The 22,352-nt window shown below is 66.2% G+C and carries 28 protein-coding genes; 14 read left to right on the top strand and 14 right to left on the bottom strand.

What is annotated here, in order from left to right; all coding sequences use genetic code 11:
* Positions 1-122 precede the first annotated feature (122 nt).
* Both KGM94_RS11085 and sseA read left to right on the top strand, forming a co-directional pair.
* Positions 123-536, top strand: a complete 414-nt coding sequence (locus KGM94_RS11085) for a rhodanese-like domain-containing protein (RefSeq protein WP_300258327.1) — start codon at positions 123-125, stop codon at positions 534-536.
* A 162-nt stretch (positions 537-698) separates the two neighbouring features.
* The gene (gene sseA / locus KGM94_RS11080) at positions 699-1,556 is read left to right on the top strand and encodes a 3-mercaptopyruvate sulfurtransferase (RefSeq protein WP_300258323.1); all 858 of its coding nucleotides are present in this window, start codon (positions 699-701) and stop codon (positions 1,554-1,556) included.
* A gap of 22 nt (positions 1,557-1,578) precedes the next feature.
* Here sseA and KGM94_RS11075 read toward each other — a convergent pair whose 3' ends face one another.
* The gene (locus tag KGM94_RS11075) at positions 1,579-2,514 is read right to left on the bottom strand and encodes a hypothetical protein (RefSeq protein WP_300258320.1); all 936 of its coding nucleotides are present in this window, start codon (positions 2,512-2,514) and stop codon (positions 1,579-1,581) included.
* Between the two features lie 177 nt (positions 2,515-2,691).
* Between KGM94_RS11075 and KGM94_RS11070 the strand changes: the two genes are divergently transcribed.
* Entirely contained in the window at positions 2,692-3,900 is a 1,209-nt protein-coding gene (locus KGM94_RS11070) for a L,D-transpeptidase family protein (RefSeq protein ID WP_300258317.1), read from the top strand.
* 86 nt (positions 3,901-3,986) lie between these two features.
* Here KGM94_RS11070 and KGM94_RS11065 read toward each other — a convergent pair whose 3' ends face one another.
* Together KGM94_RS11065 and KGM94_RS11060 are read right to left on the bottom strand one after the other, a co-directional pair.
* Positions 3,987-4,949 (bottom strand): D-2-hydroxyacid dehydrogenase family protein, encoded by a 963-nt coding sequence (locus KGM94_RS11065; RefSeq protein WP_300258314.1) that lies wholly within the window; start codon positions 4,947-4,949, stop codon positions 3,987-3,989.
* A gap of 131 nt (positions 4,950-5,080) precedes the next feature.
* Complete coding sequence (locus KGM94_RS11060; RefSeq protein WP_300258311.1) at positions 5,081-5,302, bottom strand: hypothetical protein; 222 nt, start codon at positions 5,300-5,302, stop codon at positions 5,081-5,083.
* Positions 5,303-5,539: 237 nt separating this feature from the next.
* On the opposite strand from KGM94_RS11060, the gene ettA reads away from it, so the two are divergent.
* Together ettA and KGM94_RS11050 are read left to right on the top strand one after the other, a co-directional pair.
* Positions 5,540-7,189 (top strand): energy-dependent translational throttle protein EttA, encoded by a 1,650-nt coding sequence (gene ettA, locus KGM94_RS11055; protein WP_300258308.1) that lies wholly within the window; start codon positions 5,540-5,542, stop codon positions 7,187-7,189.
* Positions 7,190-7,193: 4 nt separating this feature from the next.
* Positions 7,194-8,420, top strand: a complete 1,227-nt coding sequence (locus KGM94_RS11050) for a lytic murein transglycosylase (protein ID WP_300258305.1) — start codon at positions 7,194-7,196, stop codon at positions 8,418-8,420.
* Positions 8,421-8,510: 90 nt separating this feature from the next.
* On the opposite strand, the gene KGM94_RS11045 is transcribed toward KGM94_RS11050, so the two are convergent.
* Both KGM94_RS11045 and KGM94_RS11040 read right to left on the bottom strand, forming a co-directional pair.
* Positions 8,511-8,795, bottom strand: a complete 285-nt coding sequence (locus KGM94_RS11045) for a hypothetical protein (RefSeq protein ID WP_300258301.1) — start codon at positions 8,793-8,795, stop codon at positions 8,511-8,513.
* Positions 8,796-9,013: 218 nt separating this feature from the next.
* Positions 9,014-9,337 (bottom strand): hypothetical protein, encoded by a 324-nt coding sequence (locus tag KGM94_RS11040; protein ID WP_300258299.1) that lies wholly within the window; start codon positions 9,335-9,337, stop codon positions 9,014-9,016.
* Between the two features lie 311 nt (positions 9,338-9,648).
* Here KGM94_RS11040 and KGM94_RS11035 point away from each other — a divergent pair, with 311 nt between their 5' ends.
* Entirely contained in the window at positions 9,649-9,915 is a 267-nt protein-coding gene (locus tag KGM94_RS11035) for a (2Fe-2S)-binding protein (RefSeq protein WP_300258330.1), read from the top strand.
* A gap of 118 nt (positions 9,916-10,033) precedes the next feature.
* Complete coding sequence (gene bfr / locus KGM94_RS11030) at positions 10,034-10,522, top strand: bacterioferritin (protein WP_300258296.1); 489 nt, start codon at positions 10,034-10,036, stop codon at positions 10,520-10,522.
* Positions 10,523-10,591: 69 nt separating this feature from the next.
* Here the strand turns inward: bfr and KGM94_RS11025 are convergent, their stop codons facing one another.
* On the bottom strand, positions 10,592-11,197 hold the full coding sequence (locus KGM94_RS11025; RefSeq protein WP_300258293.1) for a pyridoxamine 5'-phosphate oxidase family protein: 606 nt from the start codon (positions 11,195-11,197) through the stop codon (positions 10,592-10,594).
* 265 nt (positions 11,198-11,462) lie between these two features.
* Between KGM94_RS11025 and KGM94_RS11020 the strand changes: the two genes are divergently transcribed.
* The 3 genes from KGM94_RS11020 (at position 11,463) to KGM94_RS11010 (ending at position 12,496) form a co-directional block, all read left to right on the top strand.
* Positions 11,463-11,729: a DUF2277 domain-containing protein gene (locus KGM94_RS11020; RefSeq protein WP_300258290.1), complete on the top strand. Its 267-nt coding sequence runs from the start codon at positions 11,463-11,465 to the stop codon at positions 11,727-11,729.
* Positions 11,730-11,817: 88 nt separating this feature from the next.
* Positions 11,818-12,036, top strand: coding sequence for a hypothetical protein (locus tag KGM94_RS11015; RefSeq protein WP_300258287.1), 219 nt, complete (start codon positions 11,818-11,820; stop codon positions 12,034-12,036).
* A gap of 211 nt (positions 12,037-12,247) precedes the next feature.
* The gene (locus KGM94_RS11010) at positions 12,248-12,496 is read left to right on the top strand and encodes a hypothetical protein (protein ID WP_300258283.1); all 249 of its coding nucleotides are present in this window, start codon (positions 12,248-12,250) and stop codon (positions 12,494-12,496) included.
* A gap of 22 nt (positions 12,497-12,518) precedes the next feature.
* Here KGM94_RS11010 and KGM94_RS11005 read toward each other — a convergent pair whose 3' ends face one another.
* Both KGM94_RS11005 and KGM94_RS11000 read right to left on the bottom strand, forming a co-directional pair.
* The gene (locus KGM94_RS11005) at positions 12,519-12,767 is read right to left on the bottom strand and encodes a helix-turn-helix domain-containing protein (RefSeq protein ID WP_300258280.1); all 249 of its coding nucleotides are present in this window, start codon (positions 12,765-12,767) and stop codon (positions 12,519-12,521) included.
* Positions 12,768-12,933: 166 nt separating this feature from the next.
* On the bottom strand, positions 12,934-13,701 hold the full coding sequence (locus KGM94_RS11000) for an SDR family oxidoreductase (protein ID WP_300258277.1): 768 nt from the start codon (positions 13,699-13,701) through the stop codon (positions 12,934-12,936).
* Between the two features lie 110 nt (positions 13,702-13,811).
* Here KGM94_RS11000 and KGM94_RS10995 point away from each other — a divergent pair, with 110 nt between their 5' ends.
* Complete coding sequence (locus KGM94_RS10995) at positions 13,812-14,297, top strand: J domain-containing protein (RefSeq protein ID WP_300258274.1); 486 nt, start codon at positions 13,812-13,814, stop codon at positions 14,295-14,297.
* A 72-nt stretch (positions 14,298-14,369) separates the two neighbouring features.
* On the opposite strand, the gene KGM94_RS10990 is transcribed toward KGM94_RS10995, so the two are convergent.
* Together KGM94_RS10990 and KGM94_RS10985 are read right to left on the bottom strand one after the other, a co-directional pair.
* On the bottom strand, positions 14,370-14,621 hold the full coding sequence (locus tag KGM94_RS10990) for a hypothetical protein (RefSeq protein ID WP_300258271.1): 252 nt from the start codon (positions 14,619-14,621) through the stop codon (positions 14,370-14,372).
* A 176-nt stretch (positions 14,622-14,797) separates the two neighbouring features.
* The gene (locus tag KGM94_RS10985) at positions 14,798-15,181 is read right to left on the bottom strand and encodes a RidA family protein (protein WP_300258268.1); all 384 of its coding nucleotides are present in this window, start codon (positions 15,179-15,181) and stop codon (positions 14,798-14,800) included.
* Positions 15,182-15,569: 388 nt separating this feature from the next.
* On the opposite strand from KGM94_RS10985, the gene KGM94_RS10980 reads away from it, so the two are divergent.
* From KGM94_RS10980 to KGM94_RS10970, 3 genes are all read left to right on the top strand, one after another.
* Entirely contained in the window at positions 15,570-16,004 is a 435-nt protein-coding gene (locus tag KGM94_RS10980) for a hypothetical protein (protein ID WP_300258265.1), read from the top strand.
* A 111-nt stretch (positions 16,005-16,115) separates the two neighbouring features.
* Positions 16,116-16,394: a type II toxin-antitoxin system ParD family antitoxin gene (locus KGM94_RS10975; protein WP_300258262.1), complete on the top strand. Its 279-nt coding sequence runs from the start codon at positions 16,116-16,118 to the stop codon at positions 16,392-16,394.
* 316 nt (positions 16,395-16,710) lie between these two features.
* Complete coding sequence (locus KGM94_RS10970) at positions 16,711-18,228, top strand: type I secretion C-terminal target domain-containing protein (protein WP_300258260.1); 1,518 nt, start codon at positions 16,711-16,713, stop codon at positions 18,226-18,228.
* 184 nt (positions 18,229-18,412) lie between these two features.
* Here KGM94_RS10970 and thiC read toward each other — a convergent pair whose 3' ends face one another.
* From thiC to thiS, 4 genes are all read right to left on the bottom strand, one after another.
* The gene (gene thiC / locus KGM94_RS10965) at positions 18,413-20,311 is read right to left on the bottom strand and encodes a phosphomethylpyrimidine synthase ThiC (protein WP_300258256.1); all 1,899 of its coding nucleotides are present in this window, start codon (positions 20,309-20,311) and stop codon (positions 18,413-18,415) included.
* A 216-nt stretch (positions 20,312-20,527) separates the two neighbouring features.
* Positions 20,528-21,154, bottom strand: coding sequence for a thiamine phosphate synthase (locus KGM94_RS10960; protein WP_300258253.1), 627 nt, complete (start codon positions 21,152-21,154; stop codon positions 20,528-20,530).
* Positions 21,141-21,923 (bottom strand): thiazole synthase, encoded by a 783-nt coding sequence (locus tag KGM94_RS10955; RefSeq protein ID WP_300258249.1) that lies wholly within the window; start codon positions 21,921-21,923, stop codon positions 21,141-21,143. The genes KGM94_RS10960 and KGM94_RS10955 overlap by 14 nt, the downstream gene beginning before the upstream one ends.
* 168 nt (positions 21,924-22,091) lie before the next feature.
* On the bottom strand, positions 22,092-22,289 hold the full coding sequence (gene thiS, locus KGM94_RS10950; RefSeq protein ID WP_300258246.1) for a sulfur carrier protein ThiS: 198 nt from the start codon (positions 22,287-22,289) through the stop codon (positions 22,092-22,094).
* Between the last annotated feature and the right edge of the window lie 63 nt (positions 22,290-22,352).

Genomic DNA, 22,352 nt, shown 5'->3' with positions numbered 1-22,352 from the left:
CGCGAAGCGGTGCGCAGCTGATCCGGGGCCGTTCAAAAGACGATGTTCATGGCGGTCCCGGCTCTGCGGAGCAGCGCAAGGGCGCTGCACCGCGTCCGGGACAAAAGGAAGGAAACAACATAATGGCGCAGACGATCACCCGCGGTATCAAGACGCTGCTCGACGACGCCAACAAGGAAATCGAGACAATGAACGTCGCCGACGCCAAGGCGGCGGTGGCGCGCGGTGAGGCGGTGATCGTCGACATCCGCGATCCGCGCGAACTCGAGCGCGAAGGCAAGATCCCGGGCTCGTTCTCCTGCACGCGCGGCATGCTGGAATTCTGGATCGATCCGCAAAGCCCGTATGCGAAACCGATCTTCCAGGAAGACAAGAAGTTCGTGTTCTACTGCGCCGGCGGCCTGCGCTCCGCGCTCGCCGCCAAGACCGCGCAGGACATGGGCCTGAAGCCGGTTGCCCACGTGGCCGGCGGCTTCGCCGCCTGGCGCGACGCCGGCGGCCCCGTCGAGAAGTGGGAGCCGAAGAAGAAGGGGTGAACTTGTCACACGCGGGCCTGACCCGCGCGTCCATCATTTCAAGAAGGATGGATTGCCGGGTCCCGGCTCCGCTGGGCTACGCCGGACCCACGATGGTGCCAGGCCGCCGAAGCTGCAGCGATGGCGGCAAGCCCGGCAATGACGATGGAGAGACACGCAACCATGACCGCCACCGCCGACCCCCTCGTCTCGACCGAATGGCTCGCCGCACACATCAATGACGCCGACGTCAGGGTCGTTGACGCCAGCTTCAAGCTGCCGGGCGTGCTGCCGCTGCCGAAGGACGACTATCTCGCGGCGCATCTTCCGGGCGCGGTGTTCTTCGACGTCGATGCGGTGTCGGATCACTCCAATCCGCTGCCGCACATGTTTCCGAGCGCCGGGCAGTTCGGCCGCGACGTCGGCCATCTCGGCATCGGCAATGCCGACACCGTCGTCCTCTACGATGCCGGCGGCTGGGTCGCTGCGCCGCGGGCGTGGTGGATGTTCCTCTCCTACGGCCACCGCAACGTCCGCATTCTCAACGGCGGGCTGAAGAAGTGGCGCGCCGAGGGCCGCAAGGTCGAGAGCGGCGAGGTCACGGCGAAGCCTGCGCGCTTCGAGGCGAGCTATGACGCCAAGCGCGTGCGCAGCATCGAGCAGATGATCGCCAATGTCGCGAGCCGTGCCGAGCAGGTGATCGACGCCCGCGCAGCCGAGCGCTTCGAGGGCCGCGCGCCGGAGCCGCGGCCGGGCATCCGCTCCGGCCATATCCCCGGCAGCCGGAACCTGCCCTACAACATCCTGTTCGATGCCGCGACCGGTACGATGAAGCCGCTCGATGAACTCCGCCGGGCCTTTGCCGGCGCCGGTGTCAAGCTCGACGCGCCGATCGTGACGAGCTGCGGTTCCGGCGTCTCGGCCGGCGTGCTGACGCTCGCGCTCTACCGGCTGGGGGTGACCGACACCGCGCTCTATGACGGCTCCTGGTCGGAATGGGGACAGGCCGGCGGCCCGGCGATCGCGACCGGACCTGCCTGAGCCGTCTTGCCTGAGACTGAGTTCAGCGCGTGCGGGTGGTCGTCGCCGTTGCGACGGTCGGCTGCGTCGCGAACAGATCGAAGCTTGGCTGGACCGGTGGCGGCGGCCGACGCACGACGCGGCGCTTCTTCTTTGCCCGATATGCGCGCCGCTTGGTGGCCTTCTCGGGCTCTTCGCTCGTCGCCTTGACGCCGGTCGCCGGCTCGCTGCTCGCGGTCGCCGGCTCGCCTAGGGCGGCGACTTTCGTGGGGGTGCTCGCGGGCTCAGGTGCTGCCGGCGCGGCTGAAGCCTGCTGTGGCCCGTCCGGCGATGCTGATGGAGCGATCGTCTCGGGCTGAGATGCCGGGAGAGCGGCCGGCGCCGGCGAGTCCGCGGCCGCGACGATGGCCAGATCCTGCGCGGTCAGCGCGCTGGCGGGCGGCTCGGTCGGCGTGGGTTCGGCGGCGGGCGTGTCGGTCCGAGCCGCCGGTTCCGGCGGCAGCGCGGTCGCCTGCTCCACGCTGCTGACCGGCAGCGCGATGGTCGGAATGTCGTCCCGCAGAACGGAAGCGGGCTCGGCCGGTGGCGCCGGCTCGGCACGCAGGACGGCGAGTACGGGCTCGACCGGCTCGGAGAGTTGCGCAAAGACCTGCTCCTGGGGACCGGTCCGCCAGGACGGATTGCTGACGAACTGCTCGTGCGTGGACCGCAGCAGCGCGGTCGCGCCCAAGCCGAACACCAGGATCGAGACTGACAGCAGGGTCGCGGCAAACAGGAAGCGAAAGCCGGGAAGCATCGAAGGGCAAATTTCCGCCTTGGCAGGGTGCTGCCCAAGGCCCTTGAGGCAATCGGAAACGCGATGAGGGTACTGGCTGCCGCGCTCGCCGTGCGAAACGAGGTCAATGCGAGGGCGAATCAGGCTGATTCGAGAATACCGCAACGTTCTCGTGCGGCTTCCGCAAAAATCGGGGCGCGGCATCCCGCGATCGACGGAACGATACGATTTTCGCGCCGTGATGCGCCGGAGCAACGCCGGCGCGCGCGATCACAAAGGGTCGAATCGGGCGCAAATAAGCCTGATTTGTCTTGAATGCGCCGCTATCTTCGGTCATGTGCCGTTAACGATCCGGTCGGGGCTGGGGACTATAAAAGAGCGATGATGATCAAACACTTTCTGACGATTTGTGCTGCCGCGACGGCTGTCGCGGCGGGAACCTCGCTCGTGCAGGCGCAACAGAGCTATCAGGTGCAGCAGGCCCCGTCCTATTCGACGCCCTATCAGCAGAGCGCCCCGGCCGAATATCGTCCCGGCGATCGTACGCCGGATTTCGATGCGCTGGAGGATGACGACGCGCCGCCGCAGGCTGCGTTGCCGCCGCCCGGCCCGGGAGGAAGCCAGGTCTATTCCACCGCGCCCCAGGGCCCGGTGATGTCGCCGGATGATCCCCGTTACGGGCGCCCCGCAGGCGCGCCGCCGGTCTATTCGGCCGCGCCGCAGGGCCCGGTGATGTCGCCCGACGATCCGCGTTACGGCCGTCCCGCCGGTCCGCCGCCGGTGATCTATGCCGACCGCCCGGCAGCCCCGCAGGGTGCCAATGACGGCCTGCGTCCGCCGGAAGCGGTCGGCGGCCCGGTCGCGACCGGCACGGTCCAGCCGCAACAGCAGCCGGCTGTCGGCCCCGACGGCAAGCCGCTGGCGATTGCGGCCCTCCCGCCCGAGGAGCAGCCCGACGCCGCGCCGGTGCAACTGCCGCCGAACCTGCGCCGCCAGGAGGTTGCGTTCGCGACCAAGGAGCCGGCCGGCACGCTCGTCGTCGATACCCCCAACACCTATCTCTACTACGTGCTCGGCAACGGCCGGGCGATCCGCTATGGCGTGCGCGTCGGCCGCGACGGCTTTACCTGGACCGGCGTGCAGAAGATCACCCGCAAGGCGGAATGGCCGGATTGGCACCCGCCGGCGGAAATGATCGAGCGCCAGCCCTATCTGCCGCGCTTCATGGCGGGCGGTCCCGGCAACCCGCTGGGCGCGCGCGCGATGTATCTCGGCTCGACCGTCTACCGCATCCACGGCACCAACCAGCCTTCGACCATCGGCAAGTTCGTGTCCTCAGGCTGCATCGGCATGCTGAACGAGGACGTCTCCGACCTGTTCGACCGCGTCAAGGTCGGCACCCGCGTCGTCGTGCTGCCCGGCGGCCCGCCGCCGGGAACGGCGACCGCGTCTGCCCAGCCGGTTCCCTCTGCGGGTCCGGCTGCCGTGGCCGCCCAGGCTCCGGTGGCGGCTCAGGCTTCGAGCGGGCCTGCGTCCGGTACGCAGCCGACCGTGGTGCCGCCGTTGCCGGCGCCGGTCACCGTGCGCTGAGCGCGCGGGTCAATTTCGATCGCAAATCCGATCGTGAAAAGGGCGTGCCGCTGGCACGCCCTTTTCATTTCGGTCGCGAGGCGACGTCACGCCAGTCGGCGCGGCGGCTCATGGCCTTTGGTCCAGGCGTCGATCGCATCGATCATCTGGCCATAGTGGGTGCGCAGCCCGTCCTCGGTCGCGTAGCCGAGATGCGGTGTCAGCACGAGATTGTCGAGCTTGCGGAACGGATGATCTGAAGGCAGCGGCTCGACCGAGAACACGTCGATGCCGGCGCCCGCGATCTTCTTCTGCCGCAGGACCTCCAGCAGCGCCTGCTCGTCGACGATCGGTCCGCGCGCGGTGTTGACCAGATAGGCCGACGGCTTCATCCGCGCGAGGTCGGCCGCGCCAACCAGGCCGCGCGAGCGCTGGCTGAGCACGACATGGATGGTGACGATGTCGGCCTTGGCGAACAGTTCCTCCTTGCTGGCGTAGCCGACGCCGGCCTCCTTGCATTTCTCCGGCGTCAGGTTCGGGCTCCAGGCGATCACGTTCATGCCGAACGTCTTGGCGATGCCCGCGACCTTGCTGCCGAGCTTGCCGAGCCCGATTACCCCCAGCGTGCGGCCCTCGATCTCGATGCCGGCAAAGCTCTGCCAGGGCTCGCCCGCATGCATCCGCGCATTCTCGCGGCCGATGCCGCGGGTCAGTTCCAGGATCAGGCCCATGGTCAGCGCCGCGGTCGGATCGCGCGAATATTGCGTGCCGCAGACGGCGACGTTGCGCGCCTTGGCCGCTTCCAGGTCGATCGCGGCGTTGCGCATGCCGGAGGTGAGCAGCAGCTTCAGCCTGGGCAGCGCCGAAAACAGGCTGGACGGGAACGCGGTGCGCTCGCGCATGGCGCAGACGATCTCGAAATCCTTGAGCGCTTCGGCTGCGGCCTGCTCCGACGCGAACGGCTCCTCGAACACGGCCACGTCGATGCGGTCGGCGAGCCTGGGCCAGTCGGCCACGTTGAGGGCGATGTTGAAATAATCGTCGAGAATTGCACAGCGCAGCCGCGTCATCTTTGCAAGCATCCATCCATGGCGAGGGGTGACGGTCAGGCCGCCATTCGGAACCGCGTCATGGTTGCGCGCAATCGGCGGCGGGCGCAAGCGGCCGCGGCCTTCAACAATTTGGCGGGGGAGAGGCGGCCTTAGAGGTCGCGGGGCTTCAGCCGGAACGGGGCGTCCATGCCGTGCTTGGCGCGCCAGGCGGGTCCGGGGCCGCGCATGTAGTGCAGTTCGGGCCGGTAGGGGTTGAAGGCCGTGGCGAAGAACCGACCCCAGAACGTCCTGAGCTCTGCGACGAGCCCGCGCTGGCCGTCACGCCCGGCTGCTGCCGGCGCGGCGATGGAGGTCGTGTCGATCATAGCCATGATGCGGCCCCGCTGTTTTTCCCACCGCGTCCTGCCGCGGGTGGCGCTTTTTCAGCGCCGTGGCGAGCTTTGGCCTGATTTATTAAAAGATGGTTTCAATTGTCCGGATCGGCCGTTCGGATGGTGTCCGTTCCGTATTCATCCGTGGTGAACGGACGGAAAACGTTGCCCTTTGGGGGCGGGATCGCTACATCGGCGGCAAGCAAATTTCCTCAAATCGAAGGTTTTAGGGGACCGATGGCGCGCCAGTTCGTCTACTTCATGCAGGGCCTGACCAAGAGCTACCCGACCCGCAAAGTGCTCGATAACATCCACCTAAGCTTCTACCCGGACGCCAAGATCGGCGTGCTCGGCGTCAACGGTGCCGGCAAGTCGACCCTGCTCAAGATCATGGCCGGCCTCGACAAGGACTATACCGGCGAGGCCTGGGTCGCCGAGGGCGCCCGCGTCGGCTATCTCGAGCAGGAACCGCAGCTCGATGCCAAGCTGACGGTGCGCGAGAACGTCATGCAGGGCGTCGCCAAGCAGAAGGCGATCCTGGACCGCTACAACGAGCTCGCCGTCAACTACTCGGACGAGACCGCCGAGGAGATGACGAAGCTGCAGGACGAGATCGAGGCCCAGGGCCTCTGGGATCTCGACAGCAAGGTCGATCAGGCGATGGACGCGCTGCGCTGCCCGCCCGACGACGCCGATGTGACAAAGCTCTCGGGCGGCGAGCGCCGCCGCGTCGCGCTGTGCAAGCTGCTGCTCGACCAGCCCGAGCTGTTGCTGCTGGACGAACCGACCAACCATCTCGACGCCGAGTCGGTGAACTGGCTCGAAGGCCATCTGCGGCAATATCCGGGCGCGATCCTGATCGTCACCCACGATCGCTACTTCCTCGACAACGTCACGGGCTGGATCCTGGAGCTCGACCGCGGCCGCGGCATTCCCTACGAGGGCAACTACTCGTCCTGGCTGGTGCAGAAGCAGAAGCGGCTCGAGCAGGAAGGCCGCGAGGAGGCCGCCCATCAGCGCACGCTGGCGCGCGAGCAGGAATGGATCGCGGCCTCGCCGAAGGCGCGCCAGGCCAAGTCGAAGGCACGCTACCAGCGTTATGAGGAGCTGCTCAAGAAGGCGGGCGAGAAGCAGACCCAGACCGCGCAGATCATCATTCCCGTCGCGGAGCGGCTCGGCCAGAACGTCATCGATTTCGAGGGCCTGACGAAATCGTTCGGCGATCGCCTGCTGATCGACAATCTGACCTTCAAGCTGCCGCCCGGCGGCATCGTCGGCGTGATCGGCCCGAACGGCGCCGGCAAGACCACGCTGTTCCGCATGATCACCGGGCAGGAGAAGCCAGACTCGGGCACGATCACCATCGGTGAATCGGTGCGGCTCGGCTATGTCGACCAGTCGCGCGACGCCCTCGAAGGCGGCAAGACCGTGTGGGAGGAAATCTCCGGTGGCAACGAATTGATCCTGCTCGGCAAGAAGGAAGTGAACTCGCGCGGCTATTGCTCCGCCTTCAACTTCAAGGGCGCCGATCAGCAGAAGAAGGTCGGCGCGCTCTCGGGCGGCGAGCGCAACCGCGTGCATCTCGCCAAGATGCTGAAGTCGGGCGCCAACGTGCTGCTGCTCGACGAGCCGACCAACGACCTCGACGTCGACACGCTGCGCGCGCTGGAAGAGGCGCTGGAGGATTTTGCCGGCTGTGCCGTCATCATCAGCCACGACCGCTGGTTCCTCGACCGCATCGCCACCCACATGCTGGCCTTCGAAGGCGACAGCCATGTCGAATGGTTCGAGGGCAATTTCCAGGACTACGAGAAGGACAAGATGCGCCGGCTCGGCCAGGACAGCATCATCCCGCACCGGCTGAAGTACAAGAAGCTGACGAGGTAGGTGGATGCATCGGCTGGCGTTCGTCGCGGCGATGGTCGCCATGTCGCTTGCATCGCTTCCCGCGCGTGCCGCCGACGCCGCCTTCACCCAGTTCGTCGCCTCGCTCTGGCCGGAGGCGCAGGCCGCGGGCGTGTCGCGCGCGACGTTCGATCGGCAGACGCGCGGGCTCGAGCCTGACTACAAGCTGCCGGACCTGATCCTGCCCGGACGGCCGGCCACTGGCGCGCCATCGCAGGCCGAGTTCGTGCAGGTGCCGGCCGACTACATCAGGGAAACCTCGATCGCGCGGCTTGCGGGCGAGGGGCAGAGACTGCTGCAGAAATATCGTCCGCAACTCGCCGAGATCGAGAAGCGGTCGGGCGTTCCTGCCACCGTCATGCTGGCGATCTGGGGCCGCGAGACCGATTACGGTCGCTACACGCTGCCCTATGATCTCGTGCGCGTGCTGGCGACGCAGGCCTATGTCGGCCGGCGCAAGGACCAGTACCGCAACGAATTCATCCTGGCGCTGAAGATTCTCGGCGAGGGGGCGGTCACGCGCAAGGACATGCGTTCGTCCTGGGCCGGCGCGACCGGACTCACGCAGTTTCTGCCGTCGGAATATTACAAGCACGGCGTCGATTTCGACGGCGACGGGCGCATCGATATCTGGCACTCGGTGCCGGATGCGCTGGCCTCCGCCGCGCAGCAGCTCGTCAACAAGGGTTGGCAAAGCGGCGTGCGCTGGGCCTACGAGGTCAAGGCGCCGGCCAAGGTCGATTGCACGACCGGCGTGCCCGAGGTGACGAAGCCGATCGGCCAGTGGCTGCGCGACGGCTTCGTGCCGGTGCGGGGCGAGCGGCTGAGCGCGAGCGAGCAGGCGCAACCGGCGTCGCTCTTGCAGCCCGAGGGCATCTACGGTCCGTCGTTCCTGACCACGAAGAACTACTTCGTCATCAAGGAATACAATTTCTCCGACCTCTACGTGCTGTTCGTCGGCCATCTCAGCGACCGCATGACGAGCCCGCTGCCGTTCGCCACGCCCTGGGCGGCCTCGAAGCAGTTGCGCACCAGGGACGTGGAGGCGATGCAGCGCGGGTTGACCCGCATCGGGCTCTACAAGGACAAGATCGACGGCAAGGCCGGCATGCTGACGCGCTCGGCGCTCGGCGCCTATCAGAAGTCGGCCGGGCTGAAGGTCGACTGCTGGCCGAGCGAGGAGGTGCTGCGGTCGATCCAGGCGGCGCGCTGATCGGCGGCCAGAAAGCGGCAAAGAAAAAGCCCGGCCGATTGTGTCGGCCGGGCCAGAGATCGCGGCGCTTGGAGCGCCGGGTCGATCAACTCAGTAGCAGACACGGACCGGCCGGACGACCCAGCCATAGCCGTCCCAATAGCGCTGGCGTTGCCAGTAGCAGGGCGGGGGCGGCGGGGCGGGTTCGGCGACGTAGACCGGGCCGCCATAGGCCGGGCGGCTGGCCGCGATGGCGCCGCCGACGATCGCACCGCCGATCAGGCCGGCCGCGAGGCCGGCGCCGACGCCATCATGGGCTCTTGCGGGCGGCGTCGCGGTCATCAGTGAACCGGCGACCGTCGCAACCGTGAGGACGGCAACAAAAGTCTTCTTCATGCTCTTGGCTCTCCTGGGAGAAGGCGCCACTGCGAGCGCCCGGGATTGAGGTTCACGCACACTCAGCTGGATTGGCCACCCGCTAGGAAGCGCGCAAATGGTCAATCCGAGGTAAACGCGCACTGACCCCTGACCGGAAAAAGCGGTCTTTTTCAGGCCTCAGTCCGAAAGGTTCCCGCACGAACCGGTCGTTTCGGCAGAATGGGGGTGAATGCGGCCTAGCCGCAGACCCGGACGCGGCGCACCCGCCAGGCATAGCCGTCCCAGAAGCGCTGCTTCTGCCAGACGCAGCCGCCGTAATAGTCGTCGGCGACATAGCCGGGGCCATAGTAGCGGGGCGGGTAGTAGCCGGGGCCGTAATAATAGCCCGGACCGGGCCCATAGTAATACGGGGAGGCCAAGGCGCCCCCGACGATGGCGCCGCCAATGATCCCGGCGGCGACGCCCGCGGCAACGCCGCGCTGCGCATGGGCCGGCGCCGGTGCGACGGCCGATACTGCCAGGGTGGCGACGGCAGCGAGGGCCAGGAGCGACTTCTTCATGGTATTGACCTTTCGATGCAAAAGCAGGTCCGGATGGAATTCCAGGGAACTCAGTTCCACACTTCGCTTGAATGATCAATGAACGGCGGCGTCGAAGGCGACAAATCGGCGGGGGAGCGATGGCGGTGGCGGCGGCGACTGAGCCGGCGGCACTTGTCCGATTGATCCAACGCAAACCGGATCCTCAGGCCCGTTCTAGTCTCGATCCGGGATCAGTTTGGAATAGCTTCAAACCGCGGTTTTTCCTTTTGCATCCGCCTGAGCCCTTAAATATCGATGGTTGTGCATCACCGAAGGGCCTGCCTCTTTCCATGATCGTCTGTTCCTGCAACGTCCTCAGCGACCACGATGTCCGGGCCGCCGTCGCCGAGTCCAGCGATGCCGTGCGCTACGCCAAGCAAGTCTATGGTTGTCTCGGCTGCAGCGCTGAATGCGGCCGCTGCGCGCGCACCATCAAGACCATCATCGACGACGCGCTTGGCCCTTGTGCACGGGCCTGCAGTGCCGGCTGCCAGCACAGTCAGGTTGCGGCCAACGAAGATGCCGAGCCCGCCGATTTCGCGCTCGCGGCCTGCTGAACCCCGCACGCGCGATGTGCGTCGATCGCTCGCAGCAGCGAGGGTTGCGCCAATTTCAAATCTTACCTAGAAGCGTTCCAAGACAGGCCGCCGCGGCCTCAAGCTATCGGAGTGCATCATGCAGGGCGACGCCAAGGTCATCGAATATCTCAACAAGGCGCTGCGTCACGAGCTCACCGCGATCAATCAGTACTGGCTGCACTACCGCTTCCTGAACAATTGGGGCCTCCTCGAGATGGCCAAGGTCTGGCGCAAGGAATCCATCGAGGAGATGGAGCACGCCGACAAGCTCACCGACCGCATCATCTTCTTCGACGGTTTTCCGAACATGCAGGTGCTCGATCCCCTGCGCATCGGCCAGAACGTCAAGGAGATCATCGAGTGCGATCTCGCCGCCGAGATCAGCGCGCGTGCGCTCTATCAGGAGGCCGCCACCTATTGTCACGGCGTGAAGGACTACGTCACGCGCGACCTGTTCGAGAAGCTGATGAGCGACGAGGAACATCACATCGACTTCCTCGAAACCCAGCTCGACCTGATCGGCCGTATCGGTCTCGAGCTCTACACCCAGAAGCACGTCGGCGGGCTGGAGAGCGAGGGGCATTAGCCGGATCGCTCCGCCGGGCCCCATCGTCCCGTCATCGCGGGGCGCCCTGAGGGCGCTCCCGAAATTCAGCTACAGCTGTGTCCTGTAGCGCGCCTCCACGGACTTCTGGCTTTCCGGCTCACCCAGCCCGGTCTGGTCGTGGATCACCGTGCTGACGCTCGGCATCACCGAACGCTGCACCTTCACCTCGGGCGACCACAGCTTCGAGCGCATCAACGCCTTGCCGCAGTGGAAATAGACCTCGGCCACCGTGACGCTCAGCACCGCGCGCGGCGGCTTGCCGAATTCCACCATCGCGGCGAGCAGGTCCGCATCGGTCGTCAGCGTGCCGCGGCCGCCGACGCGCAGCGTCTCGTCGATGCCGGGTACGAAGAACAGCAGGTGCACGAAGCCCGATCCCTCGACGATATTTCTGAAACTGTCGATCCGGTTGTTGCCGGACCGATCGGGCATCAGGAGCCGGTCGGGGCCGGCGACGTGGACGAAGCCGGGATTGCCGCCGCGCGGCGAGGCATCGACGCTGCCGTCGGTGCCCGACGTCGCCAGCACGCAGAACGGCGACATCTCGATGAATTTTCGCGCATGGGCATCGATCCCGGGCCGCGCCTTCGCGATCACGCGCGGGCTCGGCTTCGGATAGATCGCGGCAAGGTCGCAGGCTGCAAGATCGGTCACGGTCGGTCTCCGACAAGAGTTCGCCCGCCAGACTAACCGATCAGGACGTTCTCGGCCAACGGTTCACATCGTGCGCTGCGGTGCGGTCTGCAGCAATTGCCGGACCTGGTCGGCATAGAATTGTGCGCCGCGCAGGCGGAATATTGGCCAGACCGCCGTGGCGTGGCCGCGTATGACAGAGCGCCTCCTACGATGTAGGATTTTCGTATCGACGATCGTCCTGAGACGAGATGGCTTTCCGTGACCGGCCGACGAGGAGAGACGCATGTGCCGCAACATCAAGACGCTCTTCAATTTCGAGCCGCCGGCGACGGACGATGAGATCCACGCCAGCGCCGTGCAATTCGTCAGAAAGCTCTCCGGTTTCAACAAGCCGTCGCAGGCCAATGAAGCGGCCTTCGAGCGCGCGGTTGCCGAAGTGTCCGATGCCGCGCGGCGGCTGTTGACCTCGTTGCACACCCACGCACCCGCGCGCGACCGCACCGTGGAAGCGGAGAAGGCGAGGGAGCGCTCGCGGCTTCGCTTCGGCTGACGACGGGGCTCAGTGACCTGGCTCACGGTGGAGGACGGCAGTGCGCGCGATGCTGTCCGCCGGATTCTTGAGACCGCAGAGCACGACCATGAGCCGCCCCCTTCTGCCGCTGAAAGCCGGCGCCATCATCTTCACGGTGCTGTGGACCGCCTGGATGATGTGGTGGAGCGGCTCCTTCAGCAGCGTCAGCCTCGTCATCCTGGCGATGTGCGGCGCGGCGGTCGGCTACGTCTGGTATCGCGCCATGCGCTGGCAGTTCGAGCGCATGGGCATGCTGCCGCGCAGCGACGACGGCTCGGCCCGATAGGGTGCGCGCGCCTGCCACGTTGCCGCTCCCGCTCGAGATCGTCTTCAATAGCAGCGTTTGGTGACGGCAGCCATTGCGCGCGGCGTCGTCGTCCGGCTTGATCAACGTCAAACGGCGGTGTTGTCGCCCATGTCACTAAGCGACGGGCGCGAAAAGCCTCAGAGCGGAGCAGCCGATGGGCGCGGGATGGAAGGTGTTCTGGCTGTCCGCCGTGCTGTTCGCCATCGCGTTTGCCGCGGAGCGTCTTCTCTTTCCCGACATCCTGCCGATCGTCTTTGCGAACGAGGCCCAGCCGTCACGGGCCGCGCTGACGGCGCTTGCCTTGCGCGCGATCGAGCTGACCGCGGCCTGGATTGCGATCATGTCGCTGTCGATCATGACGGGCGCATGGGTCAAGGACCGGCTGCGCCGCTCTCGCCGCGCGCCGTCCGGTTCATCCCCCGCCTCGCCGGCCGATTGACGGCCCTGCGCGACGTCAGGCTCTATTCGTGAGGGGCGGGGACGTCGATGCCGTCAGCCGCGTAGACTCGGATCTTGTTGCGCAGCGTGCGCACCGACAGGCCGAGCACGCGCGCGGCGCGGGTGCGGTTGCCGTCGCAGCGGGCGAGGGTCTGCAGCACGAGCTCGCGCTCGACCTCGTCGACGGTCGCGCCGATCAGGAGCGGAACGATCTGGTGGGGAGCAAGGGACTGCGCGGCGGCACCTGACGCAGCGGGGTGAACGACGGTCATCAACGACACCTCCCGATCAACGCCCGCTTCCGACGCTGGAAGCGGATCGAGAACCAACGACCCCAGCGCGAGGGACGGTGGGCGGAGAAGGTTAACGGGAGGTTAAGTCTTCGCCGCCGCACCAATTGACCTCGCCATCGCCGCAAAGCCGCCGCGATGGAACCGATCACACCGTCCGGTAGCCGCCGTCCGCCATCACGATCGAGCCGGTCACGTAGGCCGACAGATCGGACGCCAGGAAGATCGCCGGACCCACGATGTCCTCGGGTTTTCCGGTGCGGCCGAGCGGGGTGTGATCGAGAAACGCCTGCACCAGCGCCGGATTGCCGGCGCGGACCTGCGCGTTGATGTTGGTCTCGATGAAGCCCGGGCCGATCGCGTTGACGCGCACGCCGTCCTTGCCGAGCTCGGCGGCGAGCGCCTTGGTGAAGCCGAGCACGCCGTGCTTGGACGTGGTGTAGGCCACCGAGCTCGGCGTGCGCAGATGTACGAAGGACTGGATCGAGCCGATGTTGACGATGCGCCCGCGGCGCGCGCGCAGAGGGGCGAGGAAGGCCTGCGTGACATTGAAGATGCCGTCGAGGTTGATGGCGAGGATGTCCTGCCAGTCCTTCGCGACCGTCTCCGCATCCGCCGTGAACGCGTTGCGGCGGGTGATGCCGGCATTGTTGACGAGGATCGAGACCTGGCCGACCTTCTCCGCCACCTGTCTTGCAAGCGCGAGACAATCCTCGCGCCGCGTGACGTCGAGCGCAAAGCTTTCGGCCTTGCCGCCGGCGGCGCGGATCTCTTGCGCTGCGGCCGCCACGGTGTCCGCGTTGACGTCGGTCAGCACCACCTGTGCGCCTTCGCGGGCATAGCCCGACGCGATCGCCCGGCCGATGCCGGAACCCGCGCCGGTGACGACGGCGATGTGGTTTGCGAGCAATGCCATGAAATTTCCTCCCGGATTAGCCTCGAAGTTTCAGGAAAGGCTAACCGGAAATTAAGGGGCCGGAAACCGCGCGCTTGGCATACTCTTCGCTCCTGCTAGGTGTGGCACGCATGATGGAGCGGATTGAATCCTGGAGACAGGCCCTGGAGCGGCTGCGGTCGGCGCCCGACGTCGATTGGGACGAGGCGGGCCGAATCGCGGCCGAGATCGCGCGCGGCAGCAGCGATGCGACGCTGCGCCATGCCGCCGAGCAGGCGGCCCCGATCCTGCGCCAGGCTTCGCTTGACGACGAGGCCGGCATCGCCGAAGCGGCGCGCCGTCGCCTCGCCGTGATCCTGGACGTCGTGCATGGCCTGACCGCGCCGCGCTTCGGGCGCCGCCGCGCGCTGCCGAAGAAGCTGTCGAGCGAAGAGCGCGCCCGCAAGACGCTCGGCCTGCCGCTGGCCGTGCAGCTCACCTGCGACGACATCCACCAGGCCTATCGCCGCGCCGCGCGCGACATGCACCCCGATCACGGCGGCAGCGAACAGGCCTTCCTCGATCTCGCCGCCGCGCGCGACATCCTGATGCATCCCGGCGCGCACAAGGACGCGTGAGGCGTCGGAAGCGCGATCGGGCGAAGGCTTTGCGCCCTCGCCCGATCCACATATCCGCCGATCGAACTTATCTTACCACTTGCAGTGGCCGGCCTTCAGCGCGTGGTCCTTCAGCGCCAGGGCGTCGAGGAAGGTCGCGACCGTCGGGCTGACGCGGTGGGAGCCGGCGGGCCAGGGCTGGGTCGGAATGGTCTCGTCCCAGATCTGGCACAGGCCGGTGTCCTGCCAGCGGATCAGGTGATAGCCGGCCTCGGCCGGGCTCGTCGCGACGAAGGCGGCAACCGCAACACCGGCCGCGGCGCACAGCACGGAAAGACGACGCATCTCAAGAGCTCCCTCAAATGAACGGACGTGATGCTCCTCCCGCCAATGTCGGGGAGGCGTGGCGCGGGGCGCGCGCGGGGGCGCCCCGGACAAAGTGTGAGTAGTTCCGCCGGCGCAACAGGTTCAAAGCCTCTTGCGGGAAGTGCGCGGAATCCGTCGCCGCGTTCGAAGCGGAGCTATCCTTTCAGCGCCGCCACTGCCTCGATCTCGATCAGCATCTTCGGATCGGGCAGCGCCTGCACCACGCAGGTGGTGCGCGCCGGATAGGGCGGCGGGCCGAACGCGCCGGCATACATCGCGTTCATCGCGGCGACGTCGGAGGTACGGGTCAACAGCACGTTGACCTTGACGAGATGGCGCAGGCTCGCGCCGGCCTCGCCCAGCACGCGGTTGATGTTGATGACGACGTTGCCGAACTGCGCGTCAAAGCCGTCCGGCAGCACGCCGCCGGCGTCGAAGCCGGGAATGCCGGAGATGAAGAGGAGATCGCCGACACGGGTGGCGAAGGACAGCGGCGGCGCCTTGACGTGCGGCGGCGGAGCGAAATGCTGGATCGGCATGGGGCACCTTGGATGACGGGACAGGAGCGCCTTAGCCTAGTCCCAACCCGGCCACTTGCAACGGCAGCCGCTGCCCCGCCTCCGGCCACCATCGGAAAAAGCGGGTGCAAGACTGGCGCGGGGGGTCCCGCCGTCAAAAATCCGAGGTTCAACCCCATGCACAGTGGGATCGCCGTCCTCCGAATGAATTCGGATACACCGAATATGACTTGACGCGTCGGGCAAATCAGGGGCATAATGGTATCATGGCGGTTGCGCGTCCGAAGGCGCCACGGAGCGCGTTCAGCGCGACGGCTCGCTCTCACCTCGACATGTTGCCGCCGTCTTCCATCGGGTAGATTGGCACCGTTCTGATTCGATATCCCGAAAGACATCCCCGGAGACGCCCATGAAGATCGCATCCGTTTGCCGCGCCGCGCTCGTTGCCGTGATCGCCTTTGCCGGCGCTTCGTCCGCGGCGCTCGCCGACAGCGGCACCGTGACGCTCACGATCTACAAGGCGGGCTGGATCATCGGCGGCTCCGGCGGCTCGGGCGTGCTCAACTTCCACGGCCGCTCTTACGCACTCTCGACCGGCGGGCTCGACTACGGCCTCGTGTTCGGCGGCTCCAAGACCGTGCTGCACGGCCGCGTCAGCAACATCAATCGTCCCTCCGACGTCGCCGGCGTCTATGGCGCCGCCGGTGCGGGCCTCGCCGTCGGCCGCGGCGCCCGCGCCATCGTGCTCACCAACCAGAAGGGCGCGGTGCTGGAGCTGACCGGCACGCAGGTCGGGCTGATGGCGAATGCGGACCTCAGCGGGCTTGCGATCACGATGCGGTAGGCTTGAAGCCTCTACGCTCGCTGCAATCGTTCGCGTGAGAGCGACCTCCTCGTTCCAGCTGGTGTCATGCCGATCAGGCCGTGGCACCTTGTGGGCTAAGCCGAGAATTTCATGGCGACGAGCTACACGGTCGGCAAGCACTACGAGACGTTCATCCGGAGCCTGGTCGACTCCGGTCGCTACGCGACCGCGAGCGAGGTGATGCGCGAAGGTCTGCGGCTCGTCGAAGAGCGGGAGGAACGCCGCAAGGTCAAGCTGGAGGCGCTGCGCGCCGTTGTTCAGGAGGGCCGCGACTCCGGGCCTGTCGAGGAGATAGAGCCGCGCGAACTCATCGCGCGCGTCAAGGCGCGCGGTCGTGACCGCCTGAAAGCGCGCAAGCATGCCCGCTAGGCTTTTGCTCCGTCCGCAAGCCGAAGCCGACCTCGACGCGGTGGCCCCGGATGTCTCTGCGCTCCATCCGGGTTTCGCTCGTTGATCGACGTCGCGACGGCCGGCCACATTTCCCGCCGTCAGTTTGGACAGCGCCATTGTCGTATCTTGGGATACATTGGCGGCTGCAACCGTCACCTCATAATCTGCCTCGTAAATCATCGTCGGGCCGCAGGCTTCGGTGACGAAGTATCGTCCCCGCCTCCTTTGGTCCGAACGTCAGTCATTTCTGTCTCTGATTGGGAGAAGGCTGATTCTGTAGTGAAGGAGAGTGGCCGTGCGTGCAGGCTGTTTCGATTTCCGGACCCCATCCGGGTCAAATTCCACTCATGGGAAACATCATTCGTTCGATCACGGGGAAGATGATTTTGGTTTCGTCTTCGGCCATGCGCGGCATCACGATTTTCAGTTTGCCTTCGTGGTCAACCCGGATGCTCCGACGGGCGTTTTCGACGATCTCGGCGCCGCGGGCGCATCTCTCGATCTGCACGGGATCGGCAACGTCGTCATCGGCGACATGGGCGCCTCCACCGACGTCTCGGTTCATGGCGGCAGCGGCCTGTCCACCGTCGTTCTCGGCGATGGCGACAATGACGTGACCCTGCAGGGCGCGTTCAACACGGTCATTCTCGGAGACGGCAATGATATCGTGAATGTCGGACATGCGAGGGCATCGGCGGTCTTTCACGACGGCGCCGTGCACATCACCTACGGGAATTTTTTCGCGGCCAGCTTCGCCTCGCCGCTCGACCTCCATGGCATCCATGCGAGCGCGGGGAATCATCTCAATATCGGCTATTTCAACGGGGGCACGGGAAATATCGGCGCCTTCAATGGCCTGGGCAACAGCGATCTCAGCGACGGCAACGACAACATCGGCGTGTTCAACGGCAACGACAATGGCGGCCGCAACAACGGCAACGGCAACATTGGCGCGTTCAACGGCAACTTCAACGGTCTTGGCAATGCCGATGCGTCGGACGGCAACGGCAATGGCAACGGCAATATCGGCGTTCTCAACGGCAATTATAACGGCAATCTGAACGCCGGACACGATGCGGGCAACGGGAACGGCAACGGCAATTTCGGCGCCGACAACGGCAATCTGAACGGCAACGGCGTCGATCCGGTCGCCTTGCACGGCGGCATGGGTGCAAACGCGTGTTTCGTCGGCGGCTTCAATACCGTCGTCGTCGGCAACGGCTCGGACTGCATCACGGCCCTGGCCGGCATTTCCACCATCGTCGCCGGCAACGGCAACGACCGTTTCGTGATCGGCGGATCCTATAACACGCTGGTTGCCGGCGACGGCGCCGATCACGTTCTTGGGCTCAATGTGGATCACACGACGATTGCGCTCGGCGATGGCGGCTGCACCGTCAGCCTGACCGGGGCGGGATGCAATGTCGTCACGACCGGCAGCGGCGACGACCTGATTTGCCTGTCGGGTTTCGACAATTGGGTGAACGCCGGCGGAGCGACCACGTTCAACACGATCTTCGGCGGTGCCGGCCAGGATACGTTCGCGTTCGCGCCGGCCGGGTCGGGCATGGACAAGATCTTCGATTTCAGCCTGTGCAACGGCGATCGGCTCGACCTGCGCGATGTTCTGGCGGCCACGCACTGGGACGGCAGCTTCCGCGACCTCGGCCATGTCCTCAGCACCGAGACCGTGGGCGGGAACACGCTGCTGCAATGCACGACGCTCTCCGGCGACACCGCGACGGTCGCCGAGTTGATGGGGACGAGCTGTACGCTGGCGATGCTCGAAGCGCACCACTCGCTCATTGTTTGAGGGCGGCTGAGATCGGACAGGCCGTGCCGCGATGCGCGCCGCAACCGATCGGACCTCTTCAAAGACAAAACCCCGCCGAAAATCGACGGGGTTCGTCAGCGGTCTGAAGCCGGGCTTTCGCCCGGCTCGATTTTCGATGGATGCCGAGGTCGAGCCCGGGCACGACGAGCGGACGAGGAAGCCCTCACAGCGCCCTGTTGCTCTCCTTCACCTTCTCCGCATCCAGGTACACGCTCGAGCCCATCTCCTTGAACTTCTCGCTCATCTGCTTCATCCCGTCCTCGATCGTGCCGCTCATCGACATCCCGACCGCGGCCGGGTCGTTCAGCGTCGCGGCGTAGTCGCGGACGTCCTGGGTGATCTTCATCGAGCAGAACTTTGGGCCGCACATCGAGCAGAAATGCGCGACCTTGTGGGCTTCCTTCGGCAGGGTCTCGTCGTGGAAGTTGCGCGCGGTCTCGGGATCGAGGCCGAGGTTGAACTGGTCCTCCCAGCGGAATTCGAAACGGGCGCGCGAGAGCGCGTCGTCGCGAAGCTGCGCGGCCGGATGGCCCTTGGCGAGATCGGCGGCGTGGGCCGCGATCTTGTAGGTGATGACGCCGGTCTTGACGTCGTTGCGGTCGGGCAGGCCGAGATGTTCCTTCGGCGTGACGTAGCAGAGCATGGCGCAGCCGAACCAGCCGATCATGGCCGCGCCGATGCCAGAGGTGATGTGGTCGTAGCCCGGCGCGATGTCGGTCGTCAGCGGCCCGAGCGTATAGAACGGCGCCTCGCCGCATTCCTTCAACTGCTTGTCCATGTTGATCTTGATCTTGTGCATCGGTACGTGGCCGGGGCCCTCGATCATGACCTGGCAGCCCTTGTCCCAGGCGATCTTCGTCAGCTCGCCCAGCGTCTCCAGCTCGGCGAACTGCGCGCGGTCGTTGGCGTCGGCGATCGAGCCCGGTCGCAGACCGTCGCCGAGCGAGAACGAGACGTCGTACTTGCGCATGAGGTCGCAGATCTCGTCGAAATGCGTGTAGAGGAAGCTCTCCTTGTGATGCGCCAGGCACCATTTCGCCATGATCGAGCCGCCGCGCGAGACGATGCCGGTGACGCGGTTGGCGGTGAGGTGGATGTAGGGCAGGCGCACGCCGGCATGGATGGTGAAGTAGTCGACGCCCTGCTCGCACTGCTCGATCAGCGTGTCCTTGTAGAGCTCCCAGGTCAGCTTCACGGGATCGCCGTCGCACTTCTCCAGCGCCTGGTAGATCGGCACGGTGCCGATCGGCACCGGCGCGTTGCGCAAAATCCACTCGCGGGTGGTGTGGATGTTGCGGCCCGTGGAGAGGTCCATCACGGTATCGGCGCCCCAGCGGATCGCCCACACCATCTTGTCGACCTCCTCCTCGACCGAGGAGGTGACGGCGGAGTTGCCGATGTTGGCGTTGATCTTGGTGAGAAAATTGCGGCCGATGATCATCGGCTCGAGTTCCGAGTGGTTGATGTTGCTCGGGATGATGGCGCGGCCCCGCGCAATCTCGGAGCGGACGAATTCCGGCGTGATGAAGGCGGGCACGGACGCGCCAAAGCTTTCGCCGTCGGCGAGCGCGGCTTCCGCGCGCTCGAGCTGCTGCCTGCGGCCGAGGTTCTCGCGCGCGGCGACGTAGATCATCTCCTTGGTGATGATGCCGGCCCGGGCGAATTCGAGCTGCGTCACCTTGTGGCCGTCGAGGCCGCGCAGCGGCTTGTGATAGGCGGAGAAGGCGCGCGCGGCCTTTTCGGTCGAGACGCTGCCGTTGTCCTCCGGCTTGATCTGGCGTCCCTCATATTCCTCGACGCCGCCGCGCTCCAGCACCCAGGCCTTGCGGTTGCGGCGCAGGCCACCATTGACGTCGATGGTGACGTCAGGGTCGGTGTAGGGACCGGAGGTGTCGTAAACGGGGAGGTTCGGCTCGCCGGCGCCCTGACTCAGGATGATCTCGCGCAGTGGCACCTTCATGTCGGGCGCGGCGTCGGGCGACACGAAGATTTTTCGCGAGGAGGGCAGCGGGCCGGTGGTGACGGCGGGAACGGTCTTGTCCGGGTTGGATCGGATGTTCATGGGGTCCTCCTTACTCGGGTTCGTTTTCTTTGCGCGAGATGACGGCGGAGTGCGGGCGGCGAGATTCCGCCTTCACGCTCCGCGTGGCCCGGATTGACGCGGATGCAGTCCTCTTCGTCATTGCGAGCGAAGCGAGGCAATCCAGGGTTGTTTCGCGGTAGCAGCCTGGATTGCTTCGTCGCTTCGCTCCTCGCAATGACGGCTGAGCAATATTCATCACGCCGCCTCCCTGCGAAGGCCCAGCCACTGCCGCACCCGCGCGTCGGGGTCGGCGTTCTGGGTGACGTCGGAGACGACAGCAATGGAATCGGCGCCGGCGGCAAAGATGTCGGCGGCGTGCTCGAACTTGATGCCGCCGATCGCGACCAGCGGGACGTTTCCGATGCGCTTCTTCCATTCGGCGATCTTCGGAATGCCCTGCGGCGCGAAGCGCATCGATTTCAGCGTGGTGAAGAAGATCGGACCGAGCGCGACGTAGTCGGGGCTTGCGGCGAGCGCGGTGGCAAGCTCGTCGTCGTCATGGGTGGAGATGCCGAGCGTGAGCCCGGCGTCGCGGATCGCCCTGAGGTCGGCGTCGACGAGGTCTTCCTGGCCGAGATGCAGATGCTTTGCGCCGGCGACGATCGCCGCGCGCCAGTAGTCGTTGACCACGAGTCTTGCGGGCGTGCCTTTCGTCGCCGCGAGCGCGTCGGTGACGATCTGCAGCGCTTGCGCGTCGTCGAGATCCTTCGCGCGCAACTGGATGGTGCCGACGCCGAGCCTGGCGAGGCGCGCAACCCAGTCGACGCTGTCGACGACCGCGTAGAAGGGATCAGGATACGCGTGGCGATCAGGATACGGCATGCCAGAACGGTGTCCCGACGACAGGGGTGGAGGGGGAAGCGAAATCGCGGGCGTCCATCAGCCCGGCCTCGTAAGCGGTGCGGCCGGCCTCGACGCCTGATCGAAACGCCTTTGCCATCGCGACGGGATCGGCGGCCTTGGCGATCGCGGTGTTGAGCAGCACGGCGTCGTAGCCGAGCTCGAGCGCCTGCGCGGCGTGGGAGGGCGCCCCCAGGCCGGCGTCGACCACCAGCGTGACGTCGGGCAGCCGCTCGCGCAGCAATTTCAGCGCGTCGCGGTTGGTGATGCCGCGCGCCGAGCCGATCGGCGCGGCCCAGGGCATCACCACCTTGCAGCCGGCGTCGACCAGCCGCGTCGCCACCGAGAGATCCTCGGTGCAATAGGGGAACACCTCAAAACCGTCCTTGACGAGAATGCCGGCGGCCTCGACGAGGCCGACCACGTCGGGCTGCAGCGTGTCGTTGTCGGCGATCACCTCGAGCTTGATCCAGGAGGTCGCGAACAATTCGCGCGCGAGCTTGGCCGTGGTCACGGCCTCGCGCACGCTGCGGCAGCCGGCGGTGTTCGGCAGCACGGTGACGCCGAGCTCGCGGATCAGCTTCCAGAACGCATCGCCCGTCTTGCCGCCGGCGGATTCCCGCCGCAGCGACACCGTGACGATGCCTGCACCCGACGCGCGGATCGCGTTCTGCATGATCGCGGGCGACGGATAGAGCGCACTGCCGATCAGCAGACGCGAGGAAAAGGTCTTGCCGTAGAAGGTCACCATTGCATCAAGTTCCTTGGAGGCAACTTGCGAGGAACGTCATCCTGAGGTGCGCGCGCTTGCGCGCCTCGAAGGATGACAGCAACGCACGCGGCCATCCTTCGAGGCGGGCCGCAGGCGGCTCGCACCTCAGGATGACGGCAGAATTCGTAGTGGCAGGTCTCACCATCGTCACCCTCCCTGCCGCGGCGTGATGATCTCGATCTCGTCGCCGGCCTTCAGTTGCGTCTCCGCCCAGCGGCTCTTCGGCACCACGTCGTAATTGAGCGCGATCGCGAAATGCGTGCCCTCATATTCGAGCTCGCTCAGGAGCGCATCGACCCGCGAGGCCGCCACCTCGCGCTTACAGCCGTTGACGGTCACCTGCATCGCATCACCTCATTGTCGAGCGCGCCGCGCTCGACATAGCCAAGCGTCAATTCCGCCAGCGCC

The organism is Bradyrhizobium sp., from assembly GCF_028868675.1.
Taxonomy (GTDB): Bacteria; Pseudomonadota; Alphaproteobacteria; order Rhizobiales; family Xanthobacteraceae; genus Bradyrhizobium.
Note: the sequence above shows the minus strand (reverse complement) of the source record. Positions and strands in the feature narration are given on the sequence as shown.

Coding starts and splice junctions, on each gene's coding strand:
- KGM94_RS11085 (WP_300258327.1), top strand. CDS start 123: ATGGCGCAGACGATCACCCGCGGTATCAAGACGCTGCTCGACGACGCC.
- sseA (WP_300258323.1), top strand. CDS start 699: ATGACCGCCACCGCCGACCCCCTCGTCTCGACCGAATGGCTCGCCGCA.
- KGM94_RS11075 (WP_300258320.1), bottom strand. CDS start 2,514: ATGCCGCGCCCCGATTTTTGCGGAAGCCGCACGAGAACGTTGCGGTAT.
- KGM94_RS11070 (WP_300258317.1), top strand. CDS start 2,692: ATGATGATCAAACACTTTCTGACGATTTGTGCTGCCGCGACGGCTGTC.
- KGM94_RS11065 (WP_300258314.1), bottom strand. CDS start 4,949: ATGACGCGGCTGCGCTGTGCAATTCTCGACGATTATTTCAACATCGCC.
- KGM94_RS11060 (WP_300258311.1), bottom strand. CDS start 5,302: ATGGCTATGATCGACACGACCTCCATCGCCGCGCCGGCAGCAGCCGGG.
- ettA (WP_300258308.1), top strand. CDS start 5,540: ATGGCGCGCCAGTTCGTCTACTTCATGCAGGGCCTGACCAAGAGCTAC.
- KGM94_RS11050 (WP_300258305.1), top strand. CDS start 7,194: ATGCATCGGCTGGCGTTCGTCGCGGCGATGGTCGCCATGTCGCTTGCA.
- KGM94_RS11045 (WP_300258301.1), bottom strand. CDS start 8,795: ATGAAGAAGACTTTTGTTGCCGTCCTCACGGTTGCGACGGTCGCCGGT.
- KGM94_RS11040 (WP_300258299.1), bottom strand. CDS start 9,337: ATGAAGAAGTCGCTCCTGGCCCTCGCTGCCGTCGCCACCCTGGCAGTA.
- KGM94_RS11035 (WP_300258330.1), top strand. CDS start 9,649: ATGATCGTCTGTTCCTGCAACGTCCTCAGCGACCACGATGTCCGGGCC.
- bfr (WP_300258296.1), top strand. CDS start 10,034: ATGCAGGGCGACGCCAAGGTCATCGAATATCTCAACAAGGCGCTGCGT.
- KGM94_RS11020 (WP_300258290.1), top strand. CDS start 11,463: ATGTGCCGCAACATCAAGACGCTCTTCAATTTCGAGCCGCCGGCGACG.
- KGM94_RS11015 (WP_300258287.1), top strand. CDS start 11,818: ATGAGCCGCCCCCTTCTGCCGCTGAAAGCCGGCGCCATCATCTTCACG.
- KGM94_RS11005 (WP_300258280.1), bottom strand. CDS start 12,767: ATGACCGTCGTTCACCCCGCTGCGTCAGGTGCCGCCGCGCAGTCCCTT.
- KGM94_RS11000 (WP_300258277.1), bottom strand. CDS start 13,701: ATGGCATTGCTCGCAAACCACATCGCCGTCGTCACCGGCGCGGGTTCC.
- KGM94_RS10995 (WP_300258274.1), top strand. CDS start 13,812: ATGATGGAGCGGATTGAATCCTGGAGACAGGCCCTGGAGCGGCTGCGG.
- KGM94_RS10990 (WP_300258271.1), bottom strand. CDS start 14,621: ATGCGTCGTCTTTCCGTGCTGTGCGCCGCGGCCGGTGTTGCGGTTGCC.
- KGM94_RS10985 (WP_300258268.1), bottom strand. CDS start 15,181: ATGCCGATCCAGCATTTCGCTCCGCCGCCGCACGTCAAGGCGCCGCCG.
- KGM94_RS10980 (WP_300258265.1), top strand. CDS start 15,570: ATGAAGATCGCATCCGTTTGCCGCGCCGCGCTCGTTGCCGTGATCGCC.
- KGM94_RS10975 (WP_300258262.1), top strand. CDS start 16,116: ATGGCGACGAGCTACACGGTCGGCAAGCACTACGAGACGTTCATCCGG.
- thiC (WP_300258256.1), bottom strand. CDS start 20,311: ATGAACATCCGATCCAACCCGGACAAGACCGTTCCCGCCGTCACCACC.
- KGM94_RS10960 (WP_300258253.1), bottom strand. CDS start 21,154: ATGCCGTATCCTGATCGCCACGCGTATCCTGATCCCTTCTACGCGGTC.
- KGM94_RS10955 (WP_300258249.1), bottom strand. CDS start 21,923: ATGGTGACCTTCTACGGCAAGACCTTTTCCTCGCGTCTGCTGATCGGC.
- thiS (WP_300258246.1), bottom strand. CDS start 22,289: ATGCAGGTGACCGTCAACGGCTGTAAGCGCGAGGTGGCGGCCTCGCGG.